Origin of the sequence: Streptomyces hygroscopicus subsp. hygroscopicus (genome assembly GCF_001553455.1) — a bacterium.
GTDB classification, from domain to species: domain Bacteria; phylum Actinomycetota; class Actinomycetes; order Streptomycetales; family Streptomycetaceae; genus Streptomyces; species Streptomyces hygroscopicus.
The window spans coordinates 1-26327 of record NZ_BBOX01000319.1 but is presented as its reverse complement, the minus strand read 5'-3'; the positions used below and the strand labels follow the sequence as shown (position 1 = coordinate 26327).

The 26327-nt window shown below is 68.3% G+C and carries 21 protein-coding genes and 3 tRNA genes; 11 read left to right on the top strand and 13 right to left on the bottom strand.

All coding sequences use genetic code 11. The features are described 5' to 3' along the window. The 4 genes from AXW62_RS29120 to AXW62_RS29105 form a co-directional block, all read right to left on the bottom strand. Positions 1-729 (bottom strand): ABC transporter ATP-binding protein (locus AXW62_RS29120; protein WP_060947147.1); only part of this gene is annotated, 729 nt, incomplete at its 3' end. Between the two features lie 158 nt (positions 730-887). Beyond that, positions 888-963, bottom strand: a tRNA-Gly gene (locus AXW62_RS29115). An 80-nt stretch (positions 964-1043) separates the two neighbouring features. Further along, positions 1044-1115, bottom strand: a tRNA-Gly gene (locus tag AXW62_RS29110). A gap of 104 nt (positions 1116-1219) precedes the next feature. Continuing rightward, complete coding sequence (locus tag AXW62_RS29105) at positions 1220-1537, bottom strand: histone-like nucleoid-structuring protein Lsr2 (RefSeq protein WP_030836065.1); 318 nt, start codon at positions 1535-1537, stop codon at positions 1220-1222. A gap of 297 nt (positions 1538-1834) precedes the next feature. Between AXW62_RS29105 and purS the strand changes: the two genes are divergently transcribed. The 3 genes from purS (at position 1835) to purL (ending at position 5161) form a co-directional block, all read left to right on the top strand. After that, entirely contained in the window at positions 1835-2125 is a 291-nt protein-coding gene (gene purS, locus AXW62_RS29100) for a phosphoribosylformylglycinamidine synthase subunit PurS (protein WP_079115861.1), read from the top strand. After that, positions 2122-2802 carry a phosphoribosylformylglycinamidine synthase subunit PurQ gene (gene purQ, locus AXW62_RS29095; RefSeq protein WP_030836059.1) on the top strand — a complete coding sequence of 227 codons (681 nt, stop codon included), beginning with the start codon at positions 2122-2124 and terminating at the stop codon, positions 2800-2802. Before purS ends, purQ begins: the two co-directional genes overlap by 4 nt. Positions 2803-2887: 85 nt before the next feature. Further along, positions 2888-5161 carry a phosphoribosylformylglycinamidine synthase subunit PurL gene (purL, locus tag AXW62_RS29090; protein WP_060947145.1) on the top strand — a complete coding sequence of 758 codons (2274 nt, stop codon included), beginning with the start codon at positions 2888-2890 and terminating at the stop codon, positions 5159-5161. Between the two features lie 111 nt (positions 5162-5272). Here purL and AXW62_RS29085 read toward each other — a convergent pair whose 3' ends face one another. Then, a complete protein-coding gene (locus tag AXW62_RS29085) occupies positions 5273-5671 on the bottom strand; it encodes a nuclear transport factor 2 family protein (protein ID WP_030836054.1) in 399 nt (132 codons plus the stop codon). An 82-nt stretch (positions 5672-5753) separates the two neighbouring features. On the opposite strand from AXW62_RS29085, the gene AXW62_RS29080 reads away from it, so the two are divergent. The 3 genes from AXW62_RS29080 to purM all read left to right on the top strand — a co-directional run bounded on the left by AXW62_RS29080 (position 5754) and on the right by purM (position 9522). After that, a complete protein-coding gene (locus AXW62_RS29080; RefSeq protein ID WP_060947144.1) occupies positions 5754-6560 on the top strand; it encodes a maleylpyruvate isomerase family mycothiol-dependent enzyme in 807 nt (268 codons plus the stop codon). Between the two features lie 282 nt (positions 6561-6842). Further along, positions 6843-8402 (top strand): amidophosphoribosyltransferase, encoded by a 1560-nt coding sequence (gene purF, locus AXW62_RS29075; protein WP_060947143.1) that lies wholly within the window; start codon positions 6843-6845, stop codon positions 8400-8402. A gap of 43 nt (positions 8403-8445) precedes the next feature. Next, complete coding sequence (gene purM / locus AXW62_RS29070; RefSeq protein WP_060947142.1) at positions 8446-9522, top strand: phosphoribosylformylglycinamidine cyclo-ligase; 1077 nt, start codon at positions 8446-8448, stop codon at positions 9520-9522. A gap of 104 nt (positions 9523-9626) precedes the next feature. On the opposite strand, the gene AXW62_RS29065 is transcribed toward purM, so the two are convergent. Then, the gene (locus AXW62_RS29065) at positions 9627-9881 is read right to left on the bottom strand and encodes a DUF3073 domain-containing protein (protein WP_030836041.1); all 255 of its coding nucleotides are present in this window, start codon (positions 9879-9881) and stop codon (positions 9627-9629) included. Between the two features lie 431 nt (positions 9882-10312). Further along, the gene (locus AXW62_RS29060) at positions 10313-11467 is read right to left on the bottom strand and encodes a Leu/Phe/Val dehydrogenase (RefSeq protein ID WP_060947141.1); all 1155 of its coding nucleotides are present in this window, start codon (positions 11465-11467) and stop codon (positions 10313-10315) included. Between the two features lie 175 nt (positions 11468-11642). Here AXW62_RS29060 and AXW62_RS29055 point away from each other — a divergent pair, with 175 nt between their 5' ends. After that, positions 11643-12479: a DUF8083 family protein gene (locus AXW62_RS29055; RefSeq protein ID WP_030836036.1), complete on the top strand. Its 837-nt coding sequence runs from the start codon at positions 11643-11645 to the stop codon at positions 12477-12479. A 490-nt stretch (positions 12480-12969) separates the two neighbouring features. After that, complete coding sequence (gene bldC, locus AXW62_RS29050; RefSeq protein WP_003949541.1) at positions 12970-13176, top strand: developmental transcriptional regulator BldC; 207 nt, start codon at positions 12970-12972, stop codon at positions 13174-13176. A 474-nt stretch (positions 13177-13650) separates the two neighbouring features. On the opposite strand, the gene AXW62_RS43290 is transcribed toward bldC, so the two are convergent. The 3 genes from AXW62_RS43290 to hrpA all read right to left on the bottom strand — a co-directional run bounded on the left by AXW62_RS43290 (position 13651) and on the right by hrpA (position 18127). Then, entirely contained in the window at positions 13651-13869 is a 219-nt protein-coding gene (locus tag AXW62_RS43290) for a DUF6274 family protein (RefSeq protein WP_102884968.1), read from the bottom strand. Positions 13870-13988: 119 nt separating this feature from the next. Then, positions 13989-14063, bottom strand: a tRNA-Asp gene (locus tag AXW62_RS29045). Positions 14064-14200: 137 nt separating this feature from the next. Next, positions 14201-18127: an ATP-dependent RNA helicase HrpA gene (hrpA, locus tag AXW62_RS29040; protein ID WP_060947140.1), complete on the bottom strand. Its 3927-nt coding sequence runs from the start codon at positions 18125-18127 to the stop codon at positions 14201-14203. 100 nt (positions 18128-18227) lie between these two features. Between hrpA and AXW62_RS29035 the strand changes: the two genes are divergently transcribed. Further along, positions 18228-19289: an ABC-2 transporter permease gene (locus AXW62_RS29035; RefSeq protein ID WP_060947139.1), complete on the top strand. Its 1062-nt coding sequence runs from the start codon at positions 18228-18230 to the stop codon at positions 19287-19289. A gap of 766 nt (positions 19290-20055) precedes the next feature. On the opposite strand, the gene AXW62_RS29030 is transcribed toward AXW62_RS29035, so the two are convergent. Next, entirely contained in the window at positions 20056-21147 is a 1092-nt protein-coding gene (locus AXW62_RS29030; protein ID WP_060947138.1) for a DUF1152 domain-containing protein, read from the bottom strand. Positions 21148-21593: 446 nt separating this feature from the next. On the opposite strand from AXW62_RS29030, the gene AXW62_RS29025 reads away from it, so the two are divergent. Both AXW62_RS29025 and AXW62_RS41610 read left to right on the top strand, forming a co-directional pair. Further along, positions 21594-22010, top strand: a complete 417-nt coding sequence (locus AXW62_RS29025; RefSeq protein ID WP_252368779.1) for a hypothetical protein — start codon at positions 21594-21596, stop codon at positions 22008-22010. 552 nt (positions 22011-22562) lie between these two features. Continuing rightward, complete coding sequence (locus tag AXW62_RS41610) at positions 22563-23558, top strand: DUF4365 domain-containing protein (RefSeq protein WP_079115860.1); 996 nt, start codon at positions 22563-22565, stop codon at positions 23556-23558. A 661-nt stretch (positions 23559-24219) separates the two neighbouring features. Here AXW62_RS41610 and AXW62_RS29015 read toward each other — a convergent pair. Continuing rightward, positions 24220-24960 carry an MAE_28990/MAE_18760 family HEPN-like nuclease gene (locus tag AXW62_RS29015; RefSeq protein ID WP_060947135.1) on the bottom strand — a complete coding sequence of 247 codons (741 nt, stop codon included), beginning with the start codon at positions 24958-24960 and terminating at the stop codon, positions 24220-24222. A 6-nt stretch (positions 24961-24966) separates the two neighbouring features. Continuing rightward, the gene (locus tag AXW62_RS29010; protein WP_060947134.1) at positions 24967-26085 is read right to left on the bottom strand and encodes a DUF262 domain-containing protein; all 1119 of its coding nucleotides are present in this window, start codon (positions 26083-26085) and stop codon (positions 24967-24969) included. Positions 26086-26327 lie beyond the last annotated feature (242 nt).

Below are 26327 nucleotides of genomic sequence, written 5' to 3'. Positions count from 1 at the left end.
GGGGCGGACGTCGGCGGGGAGGGTGAAGGAGAGCCGCGAGGGCCGCTCGGCCACGATGTCGGCGACCCGGCCCGAGGTGGCGATCCGTCCCGCGTGCATGATCGCCAGCCGGTCGGCCAGGGTTTCGGCCTCCTCCAGGTAGTGGGTGGTCAGCAGGACCGTGGTGCCCTGGTCCCGCAGGGCGCGCACCAGTTCCCAGGTCTCCCGCCGGCTCTCCGCGTCCAGTCCGGTGGTCGGTTCGTCGAGGAAGAGCACCTCGGGGCGGCCCAGCAGCGCGAGCGCCAGGTCCAGCCGGCGGCGCTCACCGCCGGAGAGCATCTTGACCCGGACGTTCCGGCGCCCGGTGAGCCCGACCAGCTCCAGGCTCTCCGCCACGGGGCGGGCGCCGCTGGTGCAGCCCGCCCACATCCGCGCGGTCTCCAGGGCCGTCAGTTCGGGCGGGAAACCGCCCTCCTGGAGCATCACCCCGATCCGCGGCCGGACCTTCGCCCGTTCCCGGTACGGTTCATGGCCGAGCACCCGCACCGTGCCGCCGGTCGGGGCGGCGAGCCCCTCCAGCAGCTCCAGGGTGGAGGTCTTGCCCGCGCCGTTCGTGCCCAGCAGGGCGAACAGTTCCCCGCGGGCCACCGAGAAGGAGATCCCCCGGACCGCGTCGAAGCCCTGGGACCCGGCGGGGCCGTATCTGCGCCGCAGGTCGTTCACGTCGATCGCGCTGTCACCGGTATGCATGGCTCCAGGCTTCCGCCGCCCTGACCGGCGCAGTAGTGCGCGCTGTCATCGGCCCGGATGACATATGTCATCGGACGTCGGCCGGTGCCGGGGAAGGCGGCGCGCGAAGTGGGGGAAAACACATGAGGCGCCGGTCGATTGGACCGGCGCCTCATATCTGGAGCGGACGACGAGATTCGAACTCGCGACCCTCACCTTGGCAAGGTGATGCTCTACCAACTGAGCCACGTCCGCATGCCTCCGACCGGCTTTCACCGATCGGCGCGTGCATCACTCTACCTGATCCTCCCGAGCGGAGGACGATAGGTGATGAGAGCGGGTGACAGGGATCGCACACTGCGCCTCCCCCTTGGAAAGGGGGCGCTCTACTACTGAGCTACACCCGCATGGTGTCTTCCTCGGGGTTCCGGCCTTTCGGCCTCGCCCCTCGGCGTGCTCCAGACTTTAGCGGATCACCGGGGGTGCTGTGCAACTCGGCTGAACGGGCCGCTCAGGCCGACTCGTTGAAGGCTTCGTAGACCTTCTTGGGGATCCGGCCGCGCGGGGGCACCTCCATGCCGTGCGACCTGGCCCAGGCGCGCACCGCCGCCGGGTCCGGGGCGACGGCGGTGCGGCGGTACGTCTTGCCCGAGCGGGCCCGCTTGCGGCCGGCCTCCACGTACGGCGCGAGAACGTCGCGCAGTTTCGACGCATTGGCAGAGTTGAGGTCGATCTCGTACAACTTGCCGTCGAGTCCGAACGTGACCGTCTCTTCCGCTTCGCCTCCCTCGAGGTCGTCGGAGAGCGTGACCACTACGCGCTGCGCCACGGATATCGGTCCTTTCGGGCTGCATCGATGCGTTGACGTGCATGGATGCCAGCTGTCCAGTTGTTGTCGAACAATGCTTTTTCATTTGTACAGCGCCTGGCATTGCATTGTGAACCCGGTAATTCCCTCCGCGTGTCACGCCGTGGTCGGGACCATACGTTTTTCTGTGACCTTTCCCTGTCAGTTGCCGCCGACGATGCTTAAACGTGACCGAACCATCGCTTATCTACTCGCGTAGATTTTCTGCCGGGGTAGGCTTGGGCCACCGCCTTACGCACCAGCACCACACCACCGGGAGTGCCAGTGGCACGCGTCGTAGTCGACGTCATGCTCAAGCCGGAGATCCTCGACCCCCAGGGCCAGGCGGTGCAGCGAGCACTGCCCCGCCTCGGCTTCGAGGGGATCGCCGACGTCCGCCAGGGCAAGCGCTTTGAACTTGAGGTGGAGGGCCCGGTCGACGACGCCGCCCTCGCCCGTATCCATGAGATCGCCGAGACCTTCCTGGCGAACACCGTGATCGAGGACTTCTCCGTGAAGGTCGAGGCCGGCGAGGGCGCCGACGTCGCCGCCGTGAAGGCGGAGTCGTGACCGCACGCGTCGGAGTCATCACCTTCCCCGGCACCCTCGACGACCGCGACACCCAGCGCGCGGTCCGCACCGCCGGACTCACCCCCGTGCCGCTGTGGCACCGCGACAAGGACCTGCGGCAGGTCGACGCGGTGATCCTGCCGGGCGGCTTCTCCTACGGCGACTATCTGCGGGCCGGTGCGATCTCCCGGTTCTCCCCGGTAATGGAGTCGGTGATCGACCAGGCGAAGGCCGGTATGCCGGTGCTTGGCATCTGCAATGGCTTCCAGGTTCTCACCGAGACCCATCTCCTCCCCGGTGCGATGCTGCGGAACAACCATCTGCACTTCATCTGCCGTGATCAGAAGTTGCGAGTGGAAAACGCGGAGACCGCCTGGACCCGCTCCTACGAGCAGGGCCAGGAGATCAACATCCCGCTGAAGAACATCGACGGCCGCTATGTCGCCGATGAGCGCGTCCTCGATGAACTCGAGGCCGAGGGACGCGTCGTCTTCCGCTATCAGGACCTCAACCCCAACGGCTCGCTGCGCGACATCGCCGGTATCTGCAATGCGGCGGGCAATGTCGTCGGCCTCATGCCCCACCCCGAGCACGCCGTCGAACCGCTGATCGGCACCGGTCGCACCGACGGTCTCGGATTCTTCACCTCGATCCTCAAGAGGCTGGTCAGCGCATGACCCTGGACGCCGGAACGGCCGAGGGAGCGACCGAGCGCCCCAGCCCGCGACTACAGATCCACAGCGCGCGAAGGAGCGACCGAGCGTGACCCTCGACACTGTCAAGCACGCGGCGCAGACCCCGGACGCCGAGCAGCCCTGGGCCGAGCTCGGTCTCAAGCAGGACGAGTACGAGCGCATCCGCGCCATCCTGGGCCGCCGCCCCACCGGCGCCGAGCTCGCGATGTACTCCGTCATGTGGTCCGAGCACTGCTCGTACAAGTCGAGCAAGGTCCATCTGCGGCAGTTCGGCGAGAAGGCCCCCGAGAGCGACGCCCTGCTCGTCGGCATCGGCGAGAACGCGGGCGTGGTCGACGTCGGCCAGGGCTACGCGGTCACCTTCAAGGTCGAGTCGCACAACCACCCCTCGTACGTCGAGCCCTACCAGGGCGCGGCCACCGGCGTCGGCGGCATCGTCCGCGACATCCTCGCCATGGGCGCCCGCCCGGTGGCCGTCATGGACCCGCTGCGCTTCGGCGCCGCCGACCACCCCGACACCAAGCGGGTGCTGCCCGGCGTCGTCGCGGGCATCGGCGGCTACGGCAACTGCCTGGGCCTGCCCAACATCGGCGGCGAGGTCGTCTTCGACGCCTGCTACCAGGGCAACCCGCTGGTCAACGCGCTCTGCGTGGGCGTGATGAAGCACGAGGACATCCACCTCGCCAAGGCGTCCGGCGCCGGCAACAAGGTGATCCTCTACGGCGCCCGCACCGGCGGCGACGGCATCGGCGGCGTCTCCGTGCTGGCCTCGGAGACCTTCGACGCCGCGGGCGACAGCGCCTCCGGCACCGGGAAGCCGACGAAGCGCCCCGCCGTCCAGGTCGGCGACCCCTTCCAGGAGAAGCTGCTCATCGAGTGCACCCTGGAGGTCTTCAAGGAGGACCTGGTCGAGGGCATCCAGGACCTCGGCGGCGCGGGTCTGTCCTGCGCCACCAGCGAGCTGGCCAGCGCCGGCTCCGGCGGGATGCGGGTCGAGCTGGACACCGTGCCGCTGCGCGACTCCTCGCTCTCCCCCGAGGAGATCCTGATGAGCGAGTCGCAGGAGCGCATGTGCGCGATCGTGAAGCCCGAGAAGGTCGACCGCTTCCTGCAGATCTGCGAGAAGTGGGACGTGATCGCCACCGTCATCGGTGAGGTCACCGACGGCGAGCGGCTGGAGATCTACTGGCACGGCGAGCAGATCGTCGACGTCCCGCCGCGCACCGTCGCCCACGAGGGCCCGGTCTACGAGCGCCCCTACGCCCGCCCCGAGTGGCAGGACGCGCTCCAGGCCGACGACGCGGGCAGGCTGCCGCGTCCGGCCACCGCCGAGGAGCTGCGCGAACAGGTCCTGAAGGTGGTCTCGGCCCCGAACCAGGCGTCCAAGTCCTGGGTCACCGATCAGTACGACCGCTTCGTCCAGGGCAACACGGTCCTCGCCCAGCCCGAGGACTCCGGCATGGTCCGGGTGGACGAGGAGACGGGCCTGGGCGTGGCCGTCGCCACGGACGGCAACGGCCGTTACGCCAAGCTGGACCCGTACGCGGGGGCGCAGCTCGCGCTCGCCGAGTCCTACCGCAACGTGGCCGCGTCCGGCGCCAAGCCGCTCGCCATCTCCAACTGCCTCAACTTCGGCTCGCCGGAGGACCCCGCGGTCATGTGGCAGTTCGCGGAGGCCACCCGGGGGCTCGCCGACGGCTGTCTGGCCCTGGGCACCCCGGTCACCGGCGGCAATGTGTCGCTGTACAACCAGACCGGGGAGGTGGCCATCCACCCGACGCCGGTGGTCGCCGTCCTCGGCGTCATCGACGATGTGGCCCGCCGCACCCCGATCGCCTTCGCGGAGGAGGGCCAGCTGCTCTACCTGCTCGGCGACACCGCTGACGAGCTGGGCGGATCGGCCTGGTCGCAGGTGATCCACGACCACCTCGGCGGACTGCCGCCGAAGGTGGACCTGGAACGTGAGCGGCTGCTCGCCGAGATCCTGATCTCCGCCTCCCGCGACGGCATGGTGGACGCGGCCCACGACCTGTCCGACGGCGGGCTGATCCAGGCGCTGGCCGAGTCGTGTCTGCGCGGCGGCAAGGGCGCCCGGATCGTCGTCCCCGACGGCGTGGACCCCTTCGTGCTGCTGTTCTCCGAGTCCGCGGGCCGGGCGATCGTCGCGGTACCGCGCAGCGAGGAGGTCCGCTTCAACGACATGTGCGGGGCGCGCGGGCTTCCGGCGACCCGTATCGGCGTGATCGACGGCGACGCGATCGAGGTCCAGGGGCAGTTCTCCCTCCCGCTGGCCGAGCTGCGTCAGGCGCACGAGGCGACGATCCCGGGTCTGCTGGCCTGACGGTCCGCGCCACGGCCGCATGACGTACGGCCCGTCCCCTGGCAGGGGGCGGGCCGTACGGTCCGTCGGGGAGCGTGTCCCGGCCGGGACTCAGGTGCCCCGGCCCGTACCTCACGTGCCCCAGAACGCGTTCAGGGCGTCGATGTTCTCGGCGCATTCGTCGATGTCGGTGATCTTGCCGCCGACGATGGTGAAGAATTCTCCGTTCTTCATGTCGAGGCCGCGGTTTCCGCGCTCCGCGCGCAGGCGGTGGACGGCCATCGCGTGCCCGCGTCCGTCGCACATCACCGTCTCCAGCTCGGTCCGCATGGTGCCACCGGTCTCCTCGGACATCGTGCGGTACAGCTCCATGCAGGCGTCCCGGCCCTTGTGGTGTCCGGAGATCGCGTTGTCACCCGGCACATGGTGGACGACATCCGAGGTGATCAGTGTCGCCACCGTGTCCAGATCGCCCTCCGAGAAGGCCGTACAGGCGCGACGCACCAGGGCGCAATCGGGGTGCTCGCCCATGGGATTTCACACCTTTCGTACCGATAGATAACCCTTCTTCCTCCATCCTGCTCCCCTCCGGGCCTCCTCTAAGCTCTCCGCCATGCCGTCTCGTGCCCGTGCCCGCAGCTATGACCCCGCCAAGACCCGGACCGCCGTGACCGCGCAGCTGCGCCGTGTGCGGGAGGCGGTCGGGGGGCTGGACGAGAAGGGCCTGGCCGCCCCGACCCGGCTCGGTGACTGGACGGTCCGGGAGCTGATCGCGCATCTGGCCATGGCCGTGTCGTCCGTCGGCCGTCTCCTGGAGCGGCCCGCGCCGCCCGTGCGGGAGGTCACCGCCACCGGCTGGGCCACGGCGACGGCCGCGCACTCGGCGGCGATCGACACCGATACCCACGCGTTCGCGGCGGATGCGGCGGGTACGGCGGGTACAGACCCGGGCGGGCTGCTCGAGCGCGAGGCGGCCCGGTTCGCCGAGACGGCCGCCGTGGCGCCCGGCGACCGGCTGCTGGCCACCCGCGTCGGGGCGATGCGGCTCGACGACTACCTGGTCACCCGCTGTGTGGAGCTGGTCGTCCACGCCGACGATCTGACGGCCGCCACCGGCGTCCCCGTCCCCCACGACCGCCAGGCCCTGGCCACCGCGGCCCGGGTGCTCGCCGACGCCCTCGCGGCGAAGGCGCCCGGCGGCTCGGTCGAGGTCCGGATCCCCCCGTTCGCCGTGGTCCAGTGCGTCGAGGGTCCCCGGCACACCCGCGGCACCCCGCCGAACGTCGTCGAGACCGACCCGCTGACCTGGATCCGCCTCGCCACGGGCCGCCTGGCCTGGGCCGAAGCCCTGGAGTCGGCGCGGCTGACCGCGAGCGGCGACCGCGCGGACCTCTCCGCCCACCTCCCCGTGCTCGGCTGACGGCCCCCGGGGAGGAGCGCGAGGGCGGGGCGGGGCGCGCGGCCGGGATCCGCGCGGCGGCGCCCGGCCGGTGGGCGACGCGGGTAGCGGGGGCCGCCGCGGGAACCGCGCGAGATGTGATCCTTGCCTCGGCCACGTATCCCGGCCCGCGGCCGTCCGCAGGTCGGGGGCGGGACGGGGCGGGATTCCGGGGGCCCGGGGAGGCGCGGAGGAATGTGACATACGCCCCCCTGACGGGTCCCTCGTTCGGAGGCACCGCGGAACTGGCCTAGACTCGATGACGTGCCACGTGGTGACGGACGACTCAGCCACGACCTGCTCCCCGGTGAGAAGGGCCCCCAGGACGCCTGCGGCGTTTTCGGAGTCTGGGCCCCGGGTGAAGAGGTCGCCAAACTCACCTACTTCGGGCTGTACGCACTGCAGCACCGTGGACAGGAGTCCGCGGGCATCGCGGTGAGCAACGGCTCCCAGATCCTCGTCTTCAAGGACATGGGCCTGGTCTCACAGGTCTTCGACGAAACTTCCCTCGGCTCCCTCACGGGCCATATCGCGGTCGGTCATGCCCGTTACTCCACCACCGGGGCCTCGGTGTGGGAGAACGCGCAGCCCACCTTCCGGGCCACGGCCCACGGCTCGATCGCGCTCGGCCACAACGGGAACCTGGTCAACACCGTGGAGCTGGCGGAGCTGGTCGCGGCCCTGCCCCGGGACGGCGGCCGGGCCACCCAGGTCGCGGCGACCAACGACACCGACCTCGTCACCGCCCTGCTCGCGGGCCAGGTGGACGAGGACGGCAAGCCGCTGACCGTCGAGCAGGCGGCCCCCATCGTGCTGCCCAAGGTCAAGGGTGCTTTCAGCCTCGTTTTCATGGACGAGCACACGCTGTACGCGGCGCGTGACCCCCAGGGCGTCCGCCCGCTGGTCCTCGGCCGCCTCGAGCGCGGCTGGGTGGTGGCGTCCGAGACCGCCGCCCTGGACATCGTGGGCGCGTCCTTCATCCGCGAGATCGAGCCCGGCGAGCTGGTCGCCATCGACGAGAACGGGCTGCGCTCCTCCACCTTCGCCGAGGCCCGGCCCAAGGGCTGTGTCTTCGAGTACGTGTACCTCGCCCGCCCCGACACCGACATCGCGGGCCGGAACGTGTACCTGTCCCGGGTCGAGATGGGCCGCCGGCTGGCCAAGGAGTCCCCGGCCGACGCCGACCTCGTCATAGCGACACCGGAGTCCGGCACCCCCGCCGCCGTCGGCTACGCCGAGGCCAGCGGGATCCCGTACGGTTCCGGGCTGGTCAAGAACAGCTATGTGGGCCGGACCTTCATCCAGCCCTCGCAGACCATCCGCCAGCTCGGCATCCGGCTCAAGCTGAACCCGCTCAAGGAGGTCATCCGGGGCAAGCGCCTGGTGGTCGTCGACGACTCGATCGTCCGCGGCAACACCCAGCGCGCCCTGGTGCGGATGCTCCGCGAGGCCGGGGCCGCCGAGGTCCACATCCGGATCTCGTCCCCGCCGATCAAGTGGCCGTGCTTCTTCGGCATCGACTTCGCCACCCGCGCCGAGCTGATCGCCAACGGTCTCTCGGTCGAGGAGATCGGCAAGTCGCTGGGCGCCGACTCGCTGGCGTACATCTCCATCGACGGCATGATCGAGGCGACCACGATCGCCAAGCCGGATCTGTGCCGTGCCTGCTTCGACGGCGAGTACCCGATGGAGCTGCCGGATCCGGAGCTGCTGGGCAAGCACCTCCTGGAATCCGAGACACAGGCCCCGAGCAGCGCCGACGCCGACGGTGTGACGACGCTGACCGCTGGTGTCGGCGGCGCCGACGCCCTGCGCCGCCCCTGAGCGCCGCACGCCTGTCATCCCCGATACGAAAGATCACAACGTCATGACACGCCCGTCCGAGTCCGGGTCCACCTACGCCGCCGCGGGCGTCGACATCGAGGCGGGCGACCGCGCCGTCGAGCTGATGAAGGAGTGGGTGAAGAAGGCGAGCCGCCCCGAGGTCGTGGGCGGGCTCGGCGGCTTCGCCGGGCTCTTCGACGCCTCCGCCCTGGCCCGCTACCGGCGTCCGCTGCTCGCCTCCGCCACCGACGGGGTGGGCACCAAGGTGGACATCGCCCGGCGGATGGGCGTGTACGACACCATCGGCCGCGACCTGGTCGGCATGGTCGTGGACGACCTGGTGGTCTGCGGCGCCGAGCCGCTCTTCATGACCGACTACATCTGTGTCGGCAAGGTCCACCCCGAGCGCGTCGCCGCCATCGTCAAGGGCATCGCCGAGGGGTGCGCCCTCGCGGGCTGCGCCCTGGTGGGCGGCGAGACCGCCGAACACCCGGGGCTGCTGGGCGCGGATGACTTCGACGTCGCCGGGGCCGGCACCGGCGTGGTCGAGGCCGACCAGGTGCTGGGCGCGGACCGTATCCGAACGGGTGATGCGGTGATCGCCATGGCATCCTCCGGACTTCACTCGAACGGGTACTCGCTCGTACGCCATGTGCTCTTCGACCGGGCCGGCTGGGCGCTGGACCGCGAGGTGCCGGAGCTCGGCCGGACGCTGGGGGAGGAGCTGCTGGAGCCCACCCGGATCTACTCGCTGGACTGCCTGGCCCTCACCCGCACCACCGAGGTGCACGCCTTCTCGCACATCACCGGCGGCGGGCTCGCCAACAACCTCGCCCGGGTCATCCCCGACGGGCTGCGCGCGGTCGTGGACCGCTCGACCTGGACCCCGGACGCGATCTTCCAGCTGGTCGGGCAGGCCGGTTCGGTCGACCGCCTGGAGCTGGAGAAGACCCTCAACATGGGCGTCGGCATGATGGCGGTCGTCCCGGCCGGTTCCGTCGATGTGGCGCTCACCACGCTCGCCGACCGCGGTGTCGACGCCTGGGTCAGCGGTGAGATCACCGAGCGGACGGCCGGGGACGCCGGAGCGGTCACGCTGACCGGTGATTATGCGGCCTGATCCGGCCGCGCCGGGTGCGCGGACAGCACAGAAGCCGGTCCGGGGCGGGAGCCCCGGACCGGTGGAGGTGTGCGGCGAAAAGCCGAGCGCCTCGAACGCGTGGTTCAGGCGCGGCGGCGCTGCCGGGACGGATCGGACTGGTCGTCGTCCTCGTCCTCATCGTTGTTGTACAGATCCGCGTACTGTGCGTACGGGTCGTCGTCCAGCTCATCGTCCTCGAACCGCTCGCCATTCGGTGGCTGGCTCGATGTCGATGCGCCCAGCTCCTCGGCCAGGCGTGAGAGATCCGTCCCACCGCTGTTGTACTTCAGCTGGCGGGCGACCTTCGTCTGCTTGGCCTTGGCCCGGCCGCGCCCCATGGCTCGACCCCCTCAACGACGGGGCTCGACGGCCCCAGAGTCTTGACACGCGTTCACGTTCATAAGTCGGAGCGGGCTCTCGGGAGAGAGACCGGTCCGTAGGGCTTCAACGGTACCTGCTTCTGTGGCCATACGGTACGTCGCCCACACGACGTGCCACGAGGCAGGACCCGCGAGGAGCCCGTTCCTCGCTGGTCAGCTGCGATTTTAACGTGTCGTGGGCGCCGACCCGCCGACAGGCCGTGAGGGATCTCTCCCCAGTGGCCCCCCCCAGGGGGCTCCCGCGTCCCCCGTCCGGCGGGCCCAGGCAGGGTCCCGCACGGCCTGTCCGCGTCACGTCCCGGGCGGCGCCCCCAGACGCTTCCAGCGGCTCTCAGGCGCCTCCTGGGCCATGCCGGTGGCATTCCCGTGGCGCCCGCGCCCGCCCCGCGTCAGGCGTTGCGGCCCTCTGCCATCCGCTGCTCGGCCAGCCGGTCGGCGGCTGCGGCGGGCGGGATGCCATCGGTCCGTGCCCGATCGAATATGGCCAAAGTCGTATCGAAGATCTTTGCTGCCTTCGCCTTGGCCCGATCGAAATCGAAACCGTGCAGCTCATCCGCCACCTGGATGACACCACCGGCATTCACCACGTAGTCCGGCGCGTAGAGGATCCCGCGGCCGTCCAGATCCTTCTCGACGCCCGGATGGGCCAGCTGGTTGTTGGCCGCGCCGCACACCACCTTCGCGGTCAGGACGGGCACCGTGGCGTCGTCCAGGGCGCCGCCGAGCGCGCACGGGGCGTAGACGTCCAGGTCGGCACGGATCAGCGCCTCGGTGTCCCGGACCGCCTGGACGCGGGGGTGGCGGGCCAGCACGCGGTCCACCGACTCGCCGCGCACATCCGTGACCACGACCTCGGCGCCGTCCTCCAGCAGGTGCTCCACCAGGTGGTGGCCGACCTTGCCGACCCCGGCGATGCCGACCCGGCGGCCGCGCAGCGTGGGCGCGCCCCAGGACGCCTGGGCGCTCGCCCGCATGCCCTGGAAGACGCCGAAGGCGGTCAGCACCGAGGAGTCGCCGGCGCCGCCGCTGTCGGGGGAGCGGCCGGTGGTCCAGGGGCACTCACGGGCGATGACGTCCATGTCGGCCACGTAGGTGCCCACGTCGCACGCGGTGACGTAGCGGCCACCGAGGGAGGCCACGAAGCGGCCGTAGGCGAGCAGCAGCTCCTCGGTCTTGATCTCCTCGGGATCGCCGAGGATCACGGCCTTGCCGCCGCCGTGGTCGAGCCCGGCGAGCGCGTTCTTGTAGGACATGCCGCGGGCGAGGTTGAGCGCGTCGAGGACCGCCGCTTCCTCGGGGTGCTCCTCGGCGGCGTAGGCGTGGAAACGGGTGCCGCCGAGCGCCGGGCCCAGGGCGGTCGAGTGGATGGCGATGACGGCCTTCAGGCCGCTCTCCCGGTCCTGGCAGAGCAGGACCTGCTCATGCCCGCCGAGATCGGACCGGAACAGCGTCGTGAGGGGTGAGAGAGGGTTCGGCACGCGACTCTCCGTCGGACCGTCGGCGCTGACGGTGTGACGTACGTCGGTCACGGTGGTGACTCCCATAGGTCGGAGTAGACGCCCTCCTGGCTGGTGGGGAGGGCCGTGGGCAAGAGGGTAAGCCCTGGGGCCGTGGCGGATCGGCCATGTCCCCGACGAGTCCGGCCGCCGGGCATGGGACGATGCCGTCAGGTGGGGGTAGGGAGCCCCTGGCGGTGGTCTCAGCCTTGAGGGAGCGCGTGTGACCGTGGCGTCTTCGGTGATTGTCCCGTACGCGGCGTATCTCCGGGTCTATGAGCCACTGGCAGCGTTCCCGGAGCCGGAGAGGTCGCACTGGGCGCGGTACGCCAAGCGCGACGACCTGCCGGGCGCGCAGGACGAGCTGCGCCGTTCGCTGGCGGACCTGCTGCCGGTGCCGCCGGTGGCGGTCCCGGTGCACGAGAGCGCGGACGCCTTTGTGACGGTCGTGGACGGCGTCACATGCGTCTGCCCGTGGCGGACGCGGCTGAGGGGCTGGCTGGCCCTGGAAGAGCTGCCGGAGCGCCTTCCCGGGCCCCTTCTGGACGCGGCCCTGCCCCCGGTGGTGCGCCGGCAGGCGGTGGCGGACTACGAGCGGTGGCTGGAGCGCAACCCGGACGCCCGGCCGTGGATCCGCTCGGCCACCTGGCACGTACCGGTGCGCTGGTTCGTGCTCTTCTCCGACGAGGAGCGCGAATACACCAAGGGTGACGAGGGTCTCATCCTCCGTTACCGCACCCCGATGGTCCAGGCGAGGCGCCGGGTGGCGCGTGGCCTTAAGGTGCTCAAGGAGGCTCTCGGCGAGGGGCCGCTGATCGACGGGCTGGTGGACGTCGGCCGGTGGCTGGAGGAGTTCCACCCCCGGTCGCTGGTGGAGCTGGACTACGGCGGTCTGGTGCACACGGTGCCGGCCGGACAGCTGGAGGACGACCACTCGGCCGCGGATGTGGCGGAGGGCCTCGCGGCACTGCGCGACGGGGACGGGGAGCGGGCGGGCGGCGCCTACGAGCGGCTGACCGACCGCTGGAGCGTGGTGCGCGGGCGGCAGAACGCGAGCTGACCGCCACCGGCGTCCTCGCCGGTCGAGCGGTGCGCCGGCACAGAGGGGACGTAGGTCCCGATCCGGGCCATTGCCTCAATCGTGACCTAAAGCACTGACTTCGGGCCTTGCGGCAATCCCCCATCCTCGTGTCAAAATAGGACAAGGAGTCCGGGAGGGACTCCTTCCGCCCAACTATGGGCGGATTCATCGGTATTGCACGCCTTGACGGATCTGGTGACCCCTGATCCTGTTGTGACTGATCGTCACGGCCATGTGACTGTCCGCTATGACATGGTCCATCGGCTTCCGTTGAGGTTGGACACCTGAGAGGGCAATTCCATCGGTTTGGCCGACGCGGCTGGACAGATGGTGTAGTTGTAGTGCCGAGGACAAGCCGTTCGTCCTATAACCGACTCGGCCCGCGTCCGCCATTTCGGGCAACGCGGGTCAAGGTGCAGAATTTAGAGGAAAGAACCGTGATGGTTCGGTTCTCCCGAGGAGGCCGCTCATGACCGCTCGCACCCCTGATGCCGAGCCGCTGCTGACCCCGGCTGAGGTTGCCACGATGTTCCGCGTGGACCCGAAGACGGTCACGCGCTGGGCCAAGGCAGGCAAGCTCACGTCCATCCGCACGCTCGGAGGGCATCGGCGCTACCGCGAAGCGGAGGTCCGTGCACTTCTTGCGGGCATCCCGCAGCAGCGCAGCGAGGCCTGAACAACCGCATAACCGGGCATTTCCGGGCTCCCCCAGCCCGGTTTTCGCCTGTATAGCTCCACACGACGGGTGCCTGCCCCAACAGGCCCTCCACCGCTCGACATGGGTGCGTCGTTGATCGCGCTGGACTCCGCCGGGTCCGGCGCGATCTTTTTATGCCCCGGCGGCGGTCAACCGGAGGGATCCTCCAGTGGGCCTCAAGTGCCCCTGGAGTAGCACTCGTTCGGGCCTCGTGGGAAGCCTCGGGGCTCTCCCGGGGCGGCTCCGAAGGGCCTTCCGGAGGTCTCCCGGGGGTCCTGCGGGGCTCTTCCGGGGGGGCGCGGACAGACGGTGCAATTGCACATATTAAATTGACCCATGAAGAGCGGCGTGTAAGTTCCCTCACTCCGGAAACTCATTCAGTGACTCCCGTCACGCCGCCCGGCCGTTGCTCCGTGCCCACAGATTGCGGTACAAGGCAACTGCGGTAAGGGCTTACCGAGTTGACGGTGGCGCTGTGGCCGTCTGCGCGCCTTCGATCGTGTTCCCGGCCTCCCCGGCCCCCCTGGCCTCCTCGGCCCCGGTCGGTTCCATCGCCAGCCGCAGCAGGCGATGGCAGACCGGGCAGTGCCGGGTGAAGTGGCGGTAGCCCGTGGCGGCCGCCAGATGGGCGCGCAGCAGCGCCCTGGTCTCATGCTTCGCGGTCGTCGTCATACGCCGCACCTCCCGCGCACCCCCACGCACACCTTTTAGTCTGGGTACCGCTGCCGGTGGTGGGCCGTCAAGATGCGAAAGGCCCGGATCCATGAATGGATCCGGGCCTTCCGGGAAAGCGGTCCTGACGGGATTTGAACCCGCGGCCTCCACCTTGACAGGGTGGCGAGCACTCCAAACTGCTCCACAGGACCAACAGTGACGCCTGCGGCTCCGCCGCCGTGCGCCGCGCCGGTGTGCGCTGCGATGCAGACTCTACAGCAGGTCAGGGGGTGCGGTCGAACTCGCGCCCGGCGGGGCCCCGGCGGCCCGCCCGAGCCCCGCCGGGCGCCTACGGCGCCGCCGCGTCGATGGCCTTCACGATGCGCTTGTCGGACACCGGATAGGCGGTGCCGAGCGCGTGCGCGAAGTAGCTGACCCGCAGCTCCTCGATCATCCACCGGATCTCCAGCACCTCCTGGGGCACCGGGCGCCCCGGCGGGAACTGCTCCAGCAGCCAGGCGTACTCGTCCCGCATCTCCCGCACCTTCGCCATCCGGGCGCGGTCCCGGTCGGCGTTGCCCGGAAGCTGCTGCAGCCGCCGGTCCACGGCCACCAGATAGCGCATGAGGTCCGGAAGCCGCCGTACGCCGTGCGCGGTCACGAAACCCGGTGTGACGAGCTCCGAGAGCTGCTCCCTGATGTCGGTGAGGGAGGGCAGCAGAACGGGGCTGCTGGTGGCCTTCAGCCGGCGCTCGCACGACTGCCAGGCCGCCAGCACCTCCTGGACCTTGCGCACGGTGTCCAGCGTGGCGTCCATGATGTCGGCGCGCACCGCGTCGAAGAGCTTGCGGAACGACTCCTCGTCCCAGGCCGGTCCGCCACGGGCCGCGATCAGCCGGTCGGCCGCCGCGGCCACGCAGTCGTCGAAGAGCGCCTGCACGCTGCCGTGCGGGCTGCTGGAGAGCGCCAGCTTGGCCTGGTTGGAGAGCTTGCCCTGGACGAACTTGGCGGGGCTGGACGGCAGCTGGAGCAGGATCAGCCGGCGCGTCCCCCGCCACATCGCCTCCCGCTGCTCGGCCTCGGTGTCGAAGAGCCGCACGGCCACCGACGCGCCCTCGTCGACGAGCGCCGGATACGCCTTGACCGGCTGGCCGCCGCGGCGGGTCTCGAAGGTGCGCGGCAGCGTCCCGACCGTCCACCGGGTCAGCCCGCCGCGCTGCTCGATCCCCACGGCCTCCTTGGAGGACTCGAACGCCTTGGAGATCGCGGCCCGCGTCTTCGGCCGCAGCCGCTGCTGGAGCGCCTCCAGGTCCTTGTCCTCGGCGAGCTTGCGGCGCCGCTCGTCCACCACCCGGAAGGTGATCTTGAGATGGTCGGGGACCTTCGCCAGGTCCCAGTCCTCCGGTTCGATCCGCACGCCCACCATCCGCTGGAGCTCGCGCCCCAGCGCCGCCGTCAGCGGCGCCTGGAAGGGGACAGCGCTTTCCAGGAACCGCTTGGCGTAGTTGGGCGCCGGGACGTAGTGACGGCGGACCGGTTTGGGCAGCGAGCGGATCAGCTCGGTGACCAGGTCCTCGCGCAGGCCCGGGATCTGCCAGTCGAAACCGTCCGCGGTGACCTGGTTGAGCACCTGGAGCGGGATGTGGACGGTCACGCCGTCCGCGTCCGCCCCCGGCTCGAACTGGTAGGTCACCTTGAACTTGAGCTTCCCCTGGCGCCAGGAGTCCGGATAGGCGTCCTTGGTGACGCCCTGCGCCCGCTCGTTGATGAGCATCGACTTCTCGAAGGTGAGGAGCTCCGGCTCCTCCCGCCGCTTGTGCTTCCACCAGGAGTCGAAGTGCGCGCCAGAGACCACGTGCTCGGGGATCCGCTGGTCGTAGAAGTCGAAGAGCGTCTCGTCGTCCACGAGGATGTCGCGGCGCCGGGCGCGGTGCTCCAGCTCCTCGACCTCGCCCAGCAGTTTCCGGTTGTCGTGGAAGAACTGGTGGTGGGTGCGCCAGTCGCCCTCCACCAGGGCGTTGCGGATGAACAGATCGCGGCTGGTCTCCGGGTCGATCCGGCCGTAGTTGACCTTCCGCTGGGCGACGATCGGCACGCCGTAGAGCGTGACCCGCTCGTACGCCATCACCGCGGCCTGCTTCTGTTCCCAGTGCGGTTCGCTGTAGGTGCGTTTGACCAGGTGCTGGGCGAGCGGCTCGATCCACTCCGGCTCGATCCGCGCGTTGACCCGGGCCCACAGCCGGGACGTCTCCACCAGCTCCGCCGACATCACCCACCGCGGCGGCTTCTTGAACAGCGCCGAGCCGGGGAAGACCGCGAACTTGGCGCTCCGCGCGCCCAGGTACTCGTTCTTGTCCGGGTCCTTCAGGCCGACGTGGGACAGCAGCCCGGACAGCAGCGCGGTGTGGATGTGCTCCGGCGCCGCGTCCTGCTCGGACATGTGGATGTCCATGGTCTTGGCGACCGTGCGCAGCTGGCTGTAGATGTCCTGCCATTCGCGTATGCGCAGATAGTTGAGGTATTCATTGCGGCACATCCGGCGGAAGGCGGACGAGGACAGCTCCTTCTGCCGCTCCCGGATGTACTTCCACAGATTGAGGAAGGCCAGGAAGTCGCTGGTCTCGTCCTTGAAGCGGGCGTGGCTCTGGTCCGCCTGCTGCTGCTTGTCGGAGGGGCGCTCGCGCGGGTCCTGGATGGACAGCGCCGCCGCGATCACCATGACCTCGCGGGCACAGCCGTTGCGGTCCGCCTCCAGCACCATCCGGGCCAGCCTGGGGTCCACCGGCAGCTGGGCCAGCTTCCGGCCGACCTGGGTGAGCCGTTTGCGCGGGTCCTTCTGCGTGCTGTCCAGGGCGTGCAGCTCCTCCAGGAGCTGGATGCCGTCCTTGATGTTGCGGCGGTCCGGCGGATCGATGAAGGGGAACTTCTCGATGTCGCCGAGGCCGGCGGCGGTCATCTGGAGGATGACGGAGGCCAGGTTGGTCCGGAGAATCTCGGCGTCGGTGAACTCCGGGCGGGTGAGGAAGTCCTCCTCGGAGTACAGCCGGATGCAGATGCCGTCGCTGGTCCGGCCGCAGCGGCCCTTGCGCTGATTGGCGCTGGCCTGCGAGATCGGCTCGATGGGCAGCCGCTGGACCTTGGTGCGGTGGCTGTAGCGGGAGATCCGGGCGGCGCCCGGATCGATCACGTAGCGGATGCCGGGGACGGTCAGCGAGGTCTCGGCGACGTTCGTCGCCAGCACGATCCGGCGGCCGGTGTGTCTCTGGAAGACCCGGTGCTGCTCGGCGTGGGACAGCCGCGCGTACAGCGGAAGGACCTCGGTCGCCGGGAGCTTCTTCTTGTTCAGCGCGTCGGCGGTGTCGCGGATCTCCCGCTCACCGGAGAGGAAGACCAGGATGTCGCCGGGGCCCTCGGCCCGGAGCTCGTCGACCGCGTCGCAGATCGCGGTGATCTGGTCCCGGTCGCTGTCCTCGCCGCCCTCCTCCAGCAGCGGGCGGTAGCGCACCTCGACCGGATACGTACGCCCGCTGACCTCGACGATCGGGGCGTCGCCGAAATGGCGGGAGAAGCGCTCGGGGTCGATGGTGGCGGAGGTGATCACGACCTTGAGGTCGGGGCGGCGGGGCAGCAGCCGCGCCAGATAGCCGAGCAGGAAGTCGATGTTGAGGCTGCGCTCATGGGCCTCGTCGATGATGATCGTGTCGTACTGGCGCAGCTCGCGGTCGGTCTGGATCTCGGCGAGCAGAATGCCGTCGGTCATCAGCTTGACGTGGGTGTCCTTGCTCACCTGGTCGGTGAAGCGGACCTTCCAGCCGACCGACTCGCCCAGCGGCGACCGCAGCTCCTCGGCGATGCGCTCGGCCACCGTGCGGGCCGCGATACGGCGCGGCTGCGTATGGCCGATAAGGCCCTTGACGCCCCGCCCCAGCTCCAGGCAGATCTTCGGAATCTGGGTGGTCTTCCCGGAGCCGGTCTCACCCGCGACGATCACCACCTGGTGATCCCGGACGGCTTCGAGGATCGCGTCCTTCTTCTGGCTGACCGGCAGCTCTTCCGGATAGGTGACGGCCGGCACGGCGGCGCGGCGGTCCGCGACCCTCAGCTCGGCACGCGTGACCTCCTCGGCGATCTCCTCGAGCACGGCCGCACGGGCCTCGGGCTTACGGATCCGGCGCGCCCCGTCGAGCCGGCGTCCCAGCCGCTGCTGGTCGCGCAGCATCAGCTCGGGCAGCCGCTCCAGCAGGGCGGGCAGGGCGGGGGCAGGCGTGGTGGACATACGGATCCCAGGATCTCACCTTCGGAAAACGGCTGGCGAACCATTTCCGTCCGCGCCGCGTCGCACGATATGTCCGGGATGCGCGCTTTAGCGTGACCTCATGGCCGATGACCTGGCGCAGCACCCAGACCCCGAGCGCCGATCACTGCGATCGGCGTGGACGTCCTTCAAACGGACCCCATTCTTCCCCGCGAGCGTCATCGTGCTGATCATCTCCGCGGGCGCGGGGCTCTTCGCGGGGTCGTACACCTACGCCTTCGCCAACCCCACACCCCGGAAGATCCCCACCGCCGTCGTGATCAGCGATCACGGCACCGCCGCGCGGGACCGGTTCATCGCCGGTATGGAGAAGGCCCTGAACGCCTCCCTCCGGCTGCATCCCTACCCCGACTACGCCGGGGCCCGCTGGTCCCTGGAGGAGCAGCGGGTCTTCGCCATCCTGCGGATGCGCGACCACCGCGTCGAGATGGACGTCGCCGGCGCGGCGGGGGCGACCGTCGCCGAGGTGCTCACCGCGGCGGCCGACAAAGTCGGCCGGGCCTCCGGGGTGCCGACCACGGTCAGGGACGTGAAACCGCTCCAGCGCGGCGATCCGCGCGGCCTCGCGGTCTTCTACATCTCGCTGGCCGCCACGATCATCGGCTTCCTCGGCGCCATCCAGCTGAGCGTGAACGCCTCCCCGCTCAACCCGGCCGAGCGGATCGCCTTCATCGTCGCGTACGCCCTGCTCGGCGGCTTCACGATCGCGGCGATCGTCGACTGGGGGCTGGGCGCGCTGCGACTGCCCTTCTGGGAGTCCTGGTCGATCCTGGCGCTGACGATGGTCACCTCGGGGCTGGTGTTCTCGATGTTCAACGTCCTCTTCGGGCGCTGGGCGCTCATCCCCACCTGGGGCCTGATGGTGCTCCTGGGCAACCCCTCCTCCGGCGGCGCCGTCTCCTGGCCCCTGCTCCCGTCCCTCCTCGGCACGATCGGCCGCTGGCTCCCGCCGGGCGCGTCGGTGAACGCCCAGCACACCGCGATCTACTTCCGCGAGCACCAGCACCCCTTCCCCTTCCTGGTGCTCGCGGGCTGGTGCCTGGTGTCCGCCGCGGTCTTCTGGACCTGGCGCCACCGCCACCCGGGCGGCCGCCCGCCCGGGGCGACGCCGATGCGGTGGTGAGGGGCGGGACGCGGGGGACGGGCGGGGGCGGGCGGGAGACGGAAGAGGAAGAGAGGAACAGACGAACGATGAAGACCCTCCCCTGGTGACCAGGGGAGGGTCTTCATATCGGAGCGCCGAGCAGGCCTTGCACCTACATCCCTCGTTTGGAGACGAGTATCTTTCCTTAGACGACCGACGCATCAACTCCCGCCCCTCGGGGCGGCGTTGCAAGATCTACTCTACCCCATCCGGGGGGCCGCGGTGACCGCCCGCGAGGCGCTCCCCGCCCGGCGGAGCCCCCGCGAACCGCCGCCACGGAACGCGGCGCGGGCCCCGACGGTCCCGGCGCGGACCTAGACGAACGTGATGGACCCGGCGCAACTTCGACGGAACCCAGCGCGGCCCCTGACAGAAGACGGCCCGGACCCCCACGGAACGTGACGGCCCCGCCGCGGACCTTGGCGGAAGGCAGCGCGGCCTCCTATGGAACGTGACGGACCCGGCGCGACCTCGACAGAACCCAGCGCGGACCTCGACGGAACCCAGCGCGGACCTCGACGGAAGACCGCGCGGCCTGCCACGGAACCCGGCCCACGAAAGCCCACCGGCCCACGAAAAAGTCCCTCCCCTGGTGGCCAGGGGAGGGACTTCATATTGGAGCGCCGAGCAGGCCTTGCACCTACATCCCTCGTTTGGAGACGAGTATCTTTCCTTAGACGACCGACGCATCAACTCCCGCCCCTCGGGGCGGCGTTGCGAGATCCACTGTACCCCATCCGGGGGGTCACAGCCGCCACAGCGGGGCGTCGTACCGCTCTGGATGAGTCCCGATCAGCAGGGCCCGCAGATCGGCGCGTTGGACGCCGCTGAGGCCGAGCGCCTCGGTGAGGCGGCGGAAGGTGGTGTGGCTGATCCCGCGGGCGCGGGCCCGCTCCGCGAACCGGGCGACCTGGTCGAGTACGGCCCTGGGGCGGAACGGCCCTTCGGGCGCATCCCCGGACCGTGCGGCCTTCTCCCGCTCGTAGTCGATCTCCGAGTATCCGCAGATGTCCCGGCAGTGGCGCTCGGCCTCGGCCAGACCGGTCGTGTCGGCGATGGCGGCGGCGAGCCGGTTCCGGCGGAACGCGGCGTCCAGATCCGCTTCGTGCACCACGGGCGCATCGTCCGTCAGCGGGATCGTCAGCCCCGCGTCCCGCACCTCGCACACCCCGCGCACGCCGCGCGCCGCGGCCGTGAGCATGCCGGTGGCCTCCGACGGGTGCCACTCCATGACGGGGCCGATGGGCGCGACGTCCTCGGCGGTCAGCGTATGGACCACCGCCCCCAGCCGTTCCCGCAGCAGCGCCGGCGGAATCTCCCCGTCCAGCCCCGGCCCGGCGACCAGCAGCCGGATCTCCGCGGTGACCTGCGCACACGCGGCGAGCGACAGCGCGTCCCCGAGCGGACTGCGCAGGGTCGGCTCGTCCCCTCGGGCGAGGATGTCGCCGCCCACGTCCAGCAGGTCGATCGACGCCGGGGCCAGGTGCGCGATCAGCTCCTCCAGCTGCCGGACCATGCCCTCCACTCCGTGATGGGGATCGAGCAGCGCGAAGGTGTGCGGCAGCTCGGCGGCCAGGCGGGGCAGCGTGGACCCGGCCGGTGCCACCGGCCGCGCGTTCTCGGGCACGGCGTACACGTTCGGTGTCAGCGTCCGCAGCCCGGTGAAGTCGGCAGCAGTCCGGGGCCCGGGGACGGGATCGACGAGAAGCCGGTCCCAGGCGTAGGTCAGGACCACCGCCCGGTCACCCGTCGCGGCGTTCCGGCGCAGAGCCCGGTCGAGCACCGCGGCGGCGACGGCGTCCCCGCCACCTCCGCCCGCCACGATCAGCCGCGTCATCAGCCCAGCGTACGGCGGGAGCGGCCGATTCCGCGGTACCTCCTGCGCACCGGCCCGGCCCATGCCCCGCCCGCCTCTCCCCTCACCCCCGCCCGGCGCGCACCGCCCGTCCCCGCGCCCACCGGCCGCCCCAACGCCACCGCCCGTCCGTTATCCACCGGCCGCTCCAGCCGCCCCTCCCGGACCCTCCCTCTCAGCCCTTCGCCCAGTACGGGGGCTTGCCCGCGAGAAATGGATAGGCCCACACGATCACCGCGATCGCGCCCCCGATGTAACCGGCGAGCATCCGCCTCCCGGGAGCTGCACAACACTCGCCCGTTTGTTGGGGCCATGTTTTCCGTTATGCCTGGTCACGCTTGTCACGGTGCCGGTTCCGTCCAGGGACCTGCGACGGAAGGGAGACACACATGCGCGGAAGGCTCGTCATCGCTGCCAGTGCATTGGCCTTGGCTCTGACGCCAGGCGCCGCGTGGGCAGGAGGAGACGGCGCCGGCCAGACGTCCGCCTCCAACAGCGTCGACGCGCCCGGTTCCCACAGCGCGCAGGCTTCCGCTTCCCACAGTGCCGACGCGCCGGGCTCCCACAGCACCGAGCCCGCTACCGGCGAACACCCCCGCTCCGGCGAGGGAGCGCCCGGATACCAACTGGTCTCACTGCCCAATGAGAACGTCCCGAACTTCCAGCGCCGCACGGTGTACTGCCCGGCGGGGAAGAAGGTCCTCGGCGCCGAGGCACGGGGCAACGACGCCATCCTCGTCGGCAGCTTTCCCACCGATGACGGAACCGGCTGGGTCGGACTGGGCCGACAGACCACCACCGACACCGTCGGCATCAGCGCCTTCGCCATCTGCGCCGACGCCTGATCGACAACGAAGAAGCCCCCTCCGGATGTACCGGGAGGGGGCTTTGCCCTGGTGAGGGCTGCGGTGGCTGGGGCCGGGGTCGAACCGGCGACCTTCCGCTTTTCAGGCGGGGCGGGGTGCTTCCTGGGGGCCGTTTCGCCTGGCTCGGCGGTCCGCTGACGTCCGCTGCTGGCGTCGGCGTACGGGGCCGTTGGCGTCACGACTGGCGTCAGGAACTCATTCAGTCGCGCTATCGGCGGTGTCGTCGACCAGGGCAAGCAGCGGCGAACAGGCCGAGTCACCGTCAGAGCCGTTCGCGTGGGAAGTTCGATCAGTGGCCACCCGATAGGGGGCATACCTGAGAGAACGGTCAACATACCGCCCCGTTGGGCCCGGGGGCCTTCATCATGGTTCACCGTCGTTTCCGCGCGATCTGGCGTGATGCAGCAGATCGCGCGGTGCTCGCCCAAGGCGACCTGGGCCTCAGTTCGACTCAACTCCAGGATGGCTGTTATCAGCGTCGGTTGTCGGTGCCTGCCAGTATCCTGACGTCACTGATTTCGAGGGGGGACAGTGTCAACTGTTCGTTCGAGCCGCCGGATTGAGAGGGCGGGCGTCAACGCCCTGCGCGCACTTCTCGAGGAGAACGATCACATCGTTCAAGAGGTCGATGGAGGGAATGATCACGGAGAGGACATGATCGTTAACTTCACGCGCGGCGGCAAGAGAACGGGATACTGGATCGCCATCCAGGTGAAGAGCGGTAAGAAGTACAAGCGGGCTAAGGGGTATGCAATTCCCGTAGAGGACCACTTCGACGATTGGAGACAGAGTCGAATTCCCATTATTGGGGTTGTTTACGATATGAAAAAGAAAGAACTGTTCTGGGTTAATCTCACTGAACAGTTACGGTCCGTAGGCGAGAGTCCTGGCTGGGTCCAAATAGGAAATACCTCACGGCTCAACGCCGACACGGTTCACGGGTTTTACGCGGAAGTGGCGACCTATGCCAGCGGTGCAAGGATGCGCATTCGTGCAGGGAGCCAGGAAGAGGCGCTGACCGAAGCCGTCCGCGCCCGGCATGGGTTGGACCCTGAGACGGCCCCCAACCCTCTGTATGAAGGATTGGCGGAGTTCGTAATTCGGCACGAGGAGCGTCTTAAAGTCGTCCGAAAAGACCTACTGCGATCCTTCCCTGTGCAAATTCTAGTCTTCGTCATGCTGTGGGAGTGGCCTCGTCAAATCCGCTTCGTTGAAGGGTCCGCGGACATGGATCCAGTCCCGTGGGTGCTCGGTATTTATTCATTCATGCTCCTCATGGCTCTGACCATATTCTACGAGTTTAGGGCTGGGCGCTTCCCCAGGGAAACCTGGAGGTGGTTATCTTTAATCGTGGGAAACTTTCTTTGGATCCCGATAATGGATCCTGACGGGGATCGCGGCTGGTGGGGAACATTCTGGATCTGGGCCGGTATCATCGTGCCCTTAGTTGGCATTCAAATACTATTCCTCAGCTTCGTTAGGTTTGCGCGTGATCGAAAGAAGAAGCAGCTCCAATCAGACACCTGATGGTTCGATCTCCAGTAGGTGTGCATCCCACTGATCTGCCGACACATGTTCATGAGGTCGGCGGAGCGGCTTTGGGCTGGAGCTTCCTCCTGCAAGTAGGGATCGGCAGCGAGGGATTTGGCTGCTTGATCCAAGCGCTTCAGCTGTTCCGCCGCACGCGAAGAGAACTAGGCGTATGCCTGTCGGCGGGGGCGCGGAGTACACTAATGTAATCAGCGCGAATCTGCCGGTCTACTTATCGCTCTTGTGTCTCAATCTGCAGCTTCATCTGTGATCGAGCAAAGAAGCATGATGCCCTGGCTGCCGCTTTTGCACCCATGGTGCCAACGACTGCGCCAGGTAGTGCTGCAAGACCCGCATGCTCTGAGTCTGAAGCATCCGTGTCCGGCACATCCGAGGCCGACGGGGTCTCAGTGATCGAGTCAACCTGCTCCCGCTGACGTGTCTCCTCGATGCGAACTACGGGTGGGGAGGCGGCAAGGTCTGCTGGGCTGCTCAGCAGCGTTGTCGGCGGTACAACGGGCGTCACTGGTCGGTGAGGTTGCTGTACTTCGCTGCTATACCGCAAGGACTCCGTATGAGGTGACGACAGACTCGGCGCTCACTCGAGCACGTCGCCCCAGAGCAGAGAAGGTGGCCGACCCGTCGACACCACCCTGATTTATCTCAGAGAACAGCAATGCTGAATGCGCCGTTCAACTATGAAGGAAATGCATTGGGCTAGGTCTTTCACGAAGACCATGTACGACTCGACCTCGAACGGGGTCGGCTTCTCGGCCCGATCCCCATGTGCAATCTTGTTTCTTCTTTCTACGATCTCGGTCAGCTTGACGTTGACCTTAAGGCTCGTTGCACCGTCTCCTCGGGCGAGGATTGCAGCATTTACATGGGAATCCGCCTCGGTGATGACGTCATTCACATCGAGAAGAGAGAAAACTGCCTCGAGTATCTCTGGCTTGGCGTTTGTGAACTGCCTCGTCAGCAGCTTGGCTGACAAGAGCTGTGGGTTTACGGCCCGGTCGGCATCCCAGAGCTGAGCATAGGTGGTGAACAAGCGGCGAGTCCGGTGGATGCGGTCAGGCCCCTCCGTGCCAAATATCTCTTGAAGGCGCTCCCTGGTGTGCAGCTCCAATAGACCTTCAGGCAGTCGACGCGCTGGCGGTTTCGCTTGGCAGATCTCATCAATGAGTTCTGTCAACGCCGCTTTCACGAAACCTTCGAAGTGGGCGACCAGCATTACCACGCAGGCCCGCGTGATCGCGTTCACCAGCTCACGTTCCTGCGTGTGGCTGGCAGTCGATCCGCTCCCGAGTGGAGCGGTAGGGCGCGCGGCAAGCAAAGTCTCGACCTCGCGGAGACTGTCAATAAACTCGGAGTACGACTCCAGAGCGGGCTCGGCCATCAGCCCTCACAGTTCGGGGAGGTCGGGAAGTTCACAGCGCACGCCAAGCCGCGTCAACCCGGTGGCAAACGCCTTGATGCGGCCATGCATCCTGGTCTTGTCGGCCGTCGCTCGACCGATAGACGTCTGGAAACTTTCCCGGTCGAGCAGCTCTTCGCGCAGCGTGCGAACTTCGTTTGCTTTGCTGATGGCCGCTCCTCGGTCCGAGAAGGATAGCGCCATCATTATGGAGTCGAAGAGGGCCTTATTGAATGCTCCCAACTTACCGTCACGCATGATCCGGAACGCCTCAGAGCCGAAGATCTCGTGTACAGAATTGCAGGTCTCCTCAAATACCTTTACCGCATCCTCGGCCGGCCTACCTTTTCGATGCTTCCGCATGTAGGAATTGAGGAGCTGCCGAAGCGGGGGCTTATATGAAGAGAGATCCTCATAAAGAGAGAAAAATCGCAGCGCCAGTTCTTCATATGCCATGCGATTATTTTTGATGCCGCCAAGGATTTGACTGAAGTACGACTCGTTGGCGATCTCCTTGAGGAAAGAGTTAAGCGACCCTCGGTAAATGCAATTGCGGAGTTCTTGGGCTGCGAGCATCGCGGAACCGGTGTTCAGTCGCTCGAACACATCGAACTTGATATCGGGATGAGAGTCGTCAGTGATGACGATGCAGCGAATGGTGCGATTCCCAAGTCGCCGCTGCTCCTTCAGGGGCAGATCTTCAAAGTGCAGCCCCTCAAATTCGGTAACTACCGAGACCCCCCGAAGGGAGAACTTTCCGGTCAGGAAGTCATTTACCGTCTGGATTCGCTGCAATCCGTCGATTACTTCGTACGTGCCGTCTTCGTTTTCCGCGAAATAACAGACGGGCACGGGAATGTTGAGGAGGAAGCTTTCGATCAGCCTGCTCGCTTTAGATCGATCCCATACGTACTTCCTCTGATACTCAATGCTCAAGAGCAGCCGCTGCCTGCGAATGTCATCTACGAGGGTGGTGAGAGATAGGTCGTATGGTTGCGTAACGAGCCGTCGCTCTTCGACGGGAACAGATAGGGCTTCGCCTTGTTCTGCGGTCACGTCCTCCTCTTCGCCGTCGAAGAGGGCGCCTTGATCCGGCTGCGTCGCCACGCTTCTCCCACACTTTCTGAGTCAGCTCGTCACGGATGCTTAGCTTATGGGATGTCGACGACCTTGTGGGTGTGTTGCTGAACTTGCCCTGACGGCCCGACAGGAAGCCGCGCGAAGGTCGGTGGAGCGGCTTTGGGCTGGAGCTGCTTTGGGGCGAGTGATCATGGCCCCGTAAGCTTGCGGCGCGTCGGGCAGTCTGTGGACCTGCCCGCTAAAGCACGACGTTGGGGCCATGATCTTAG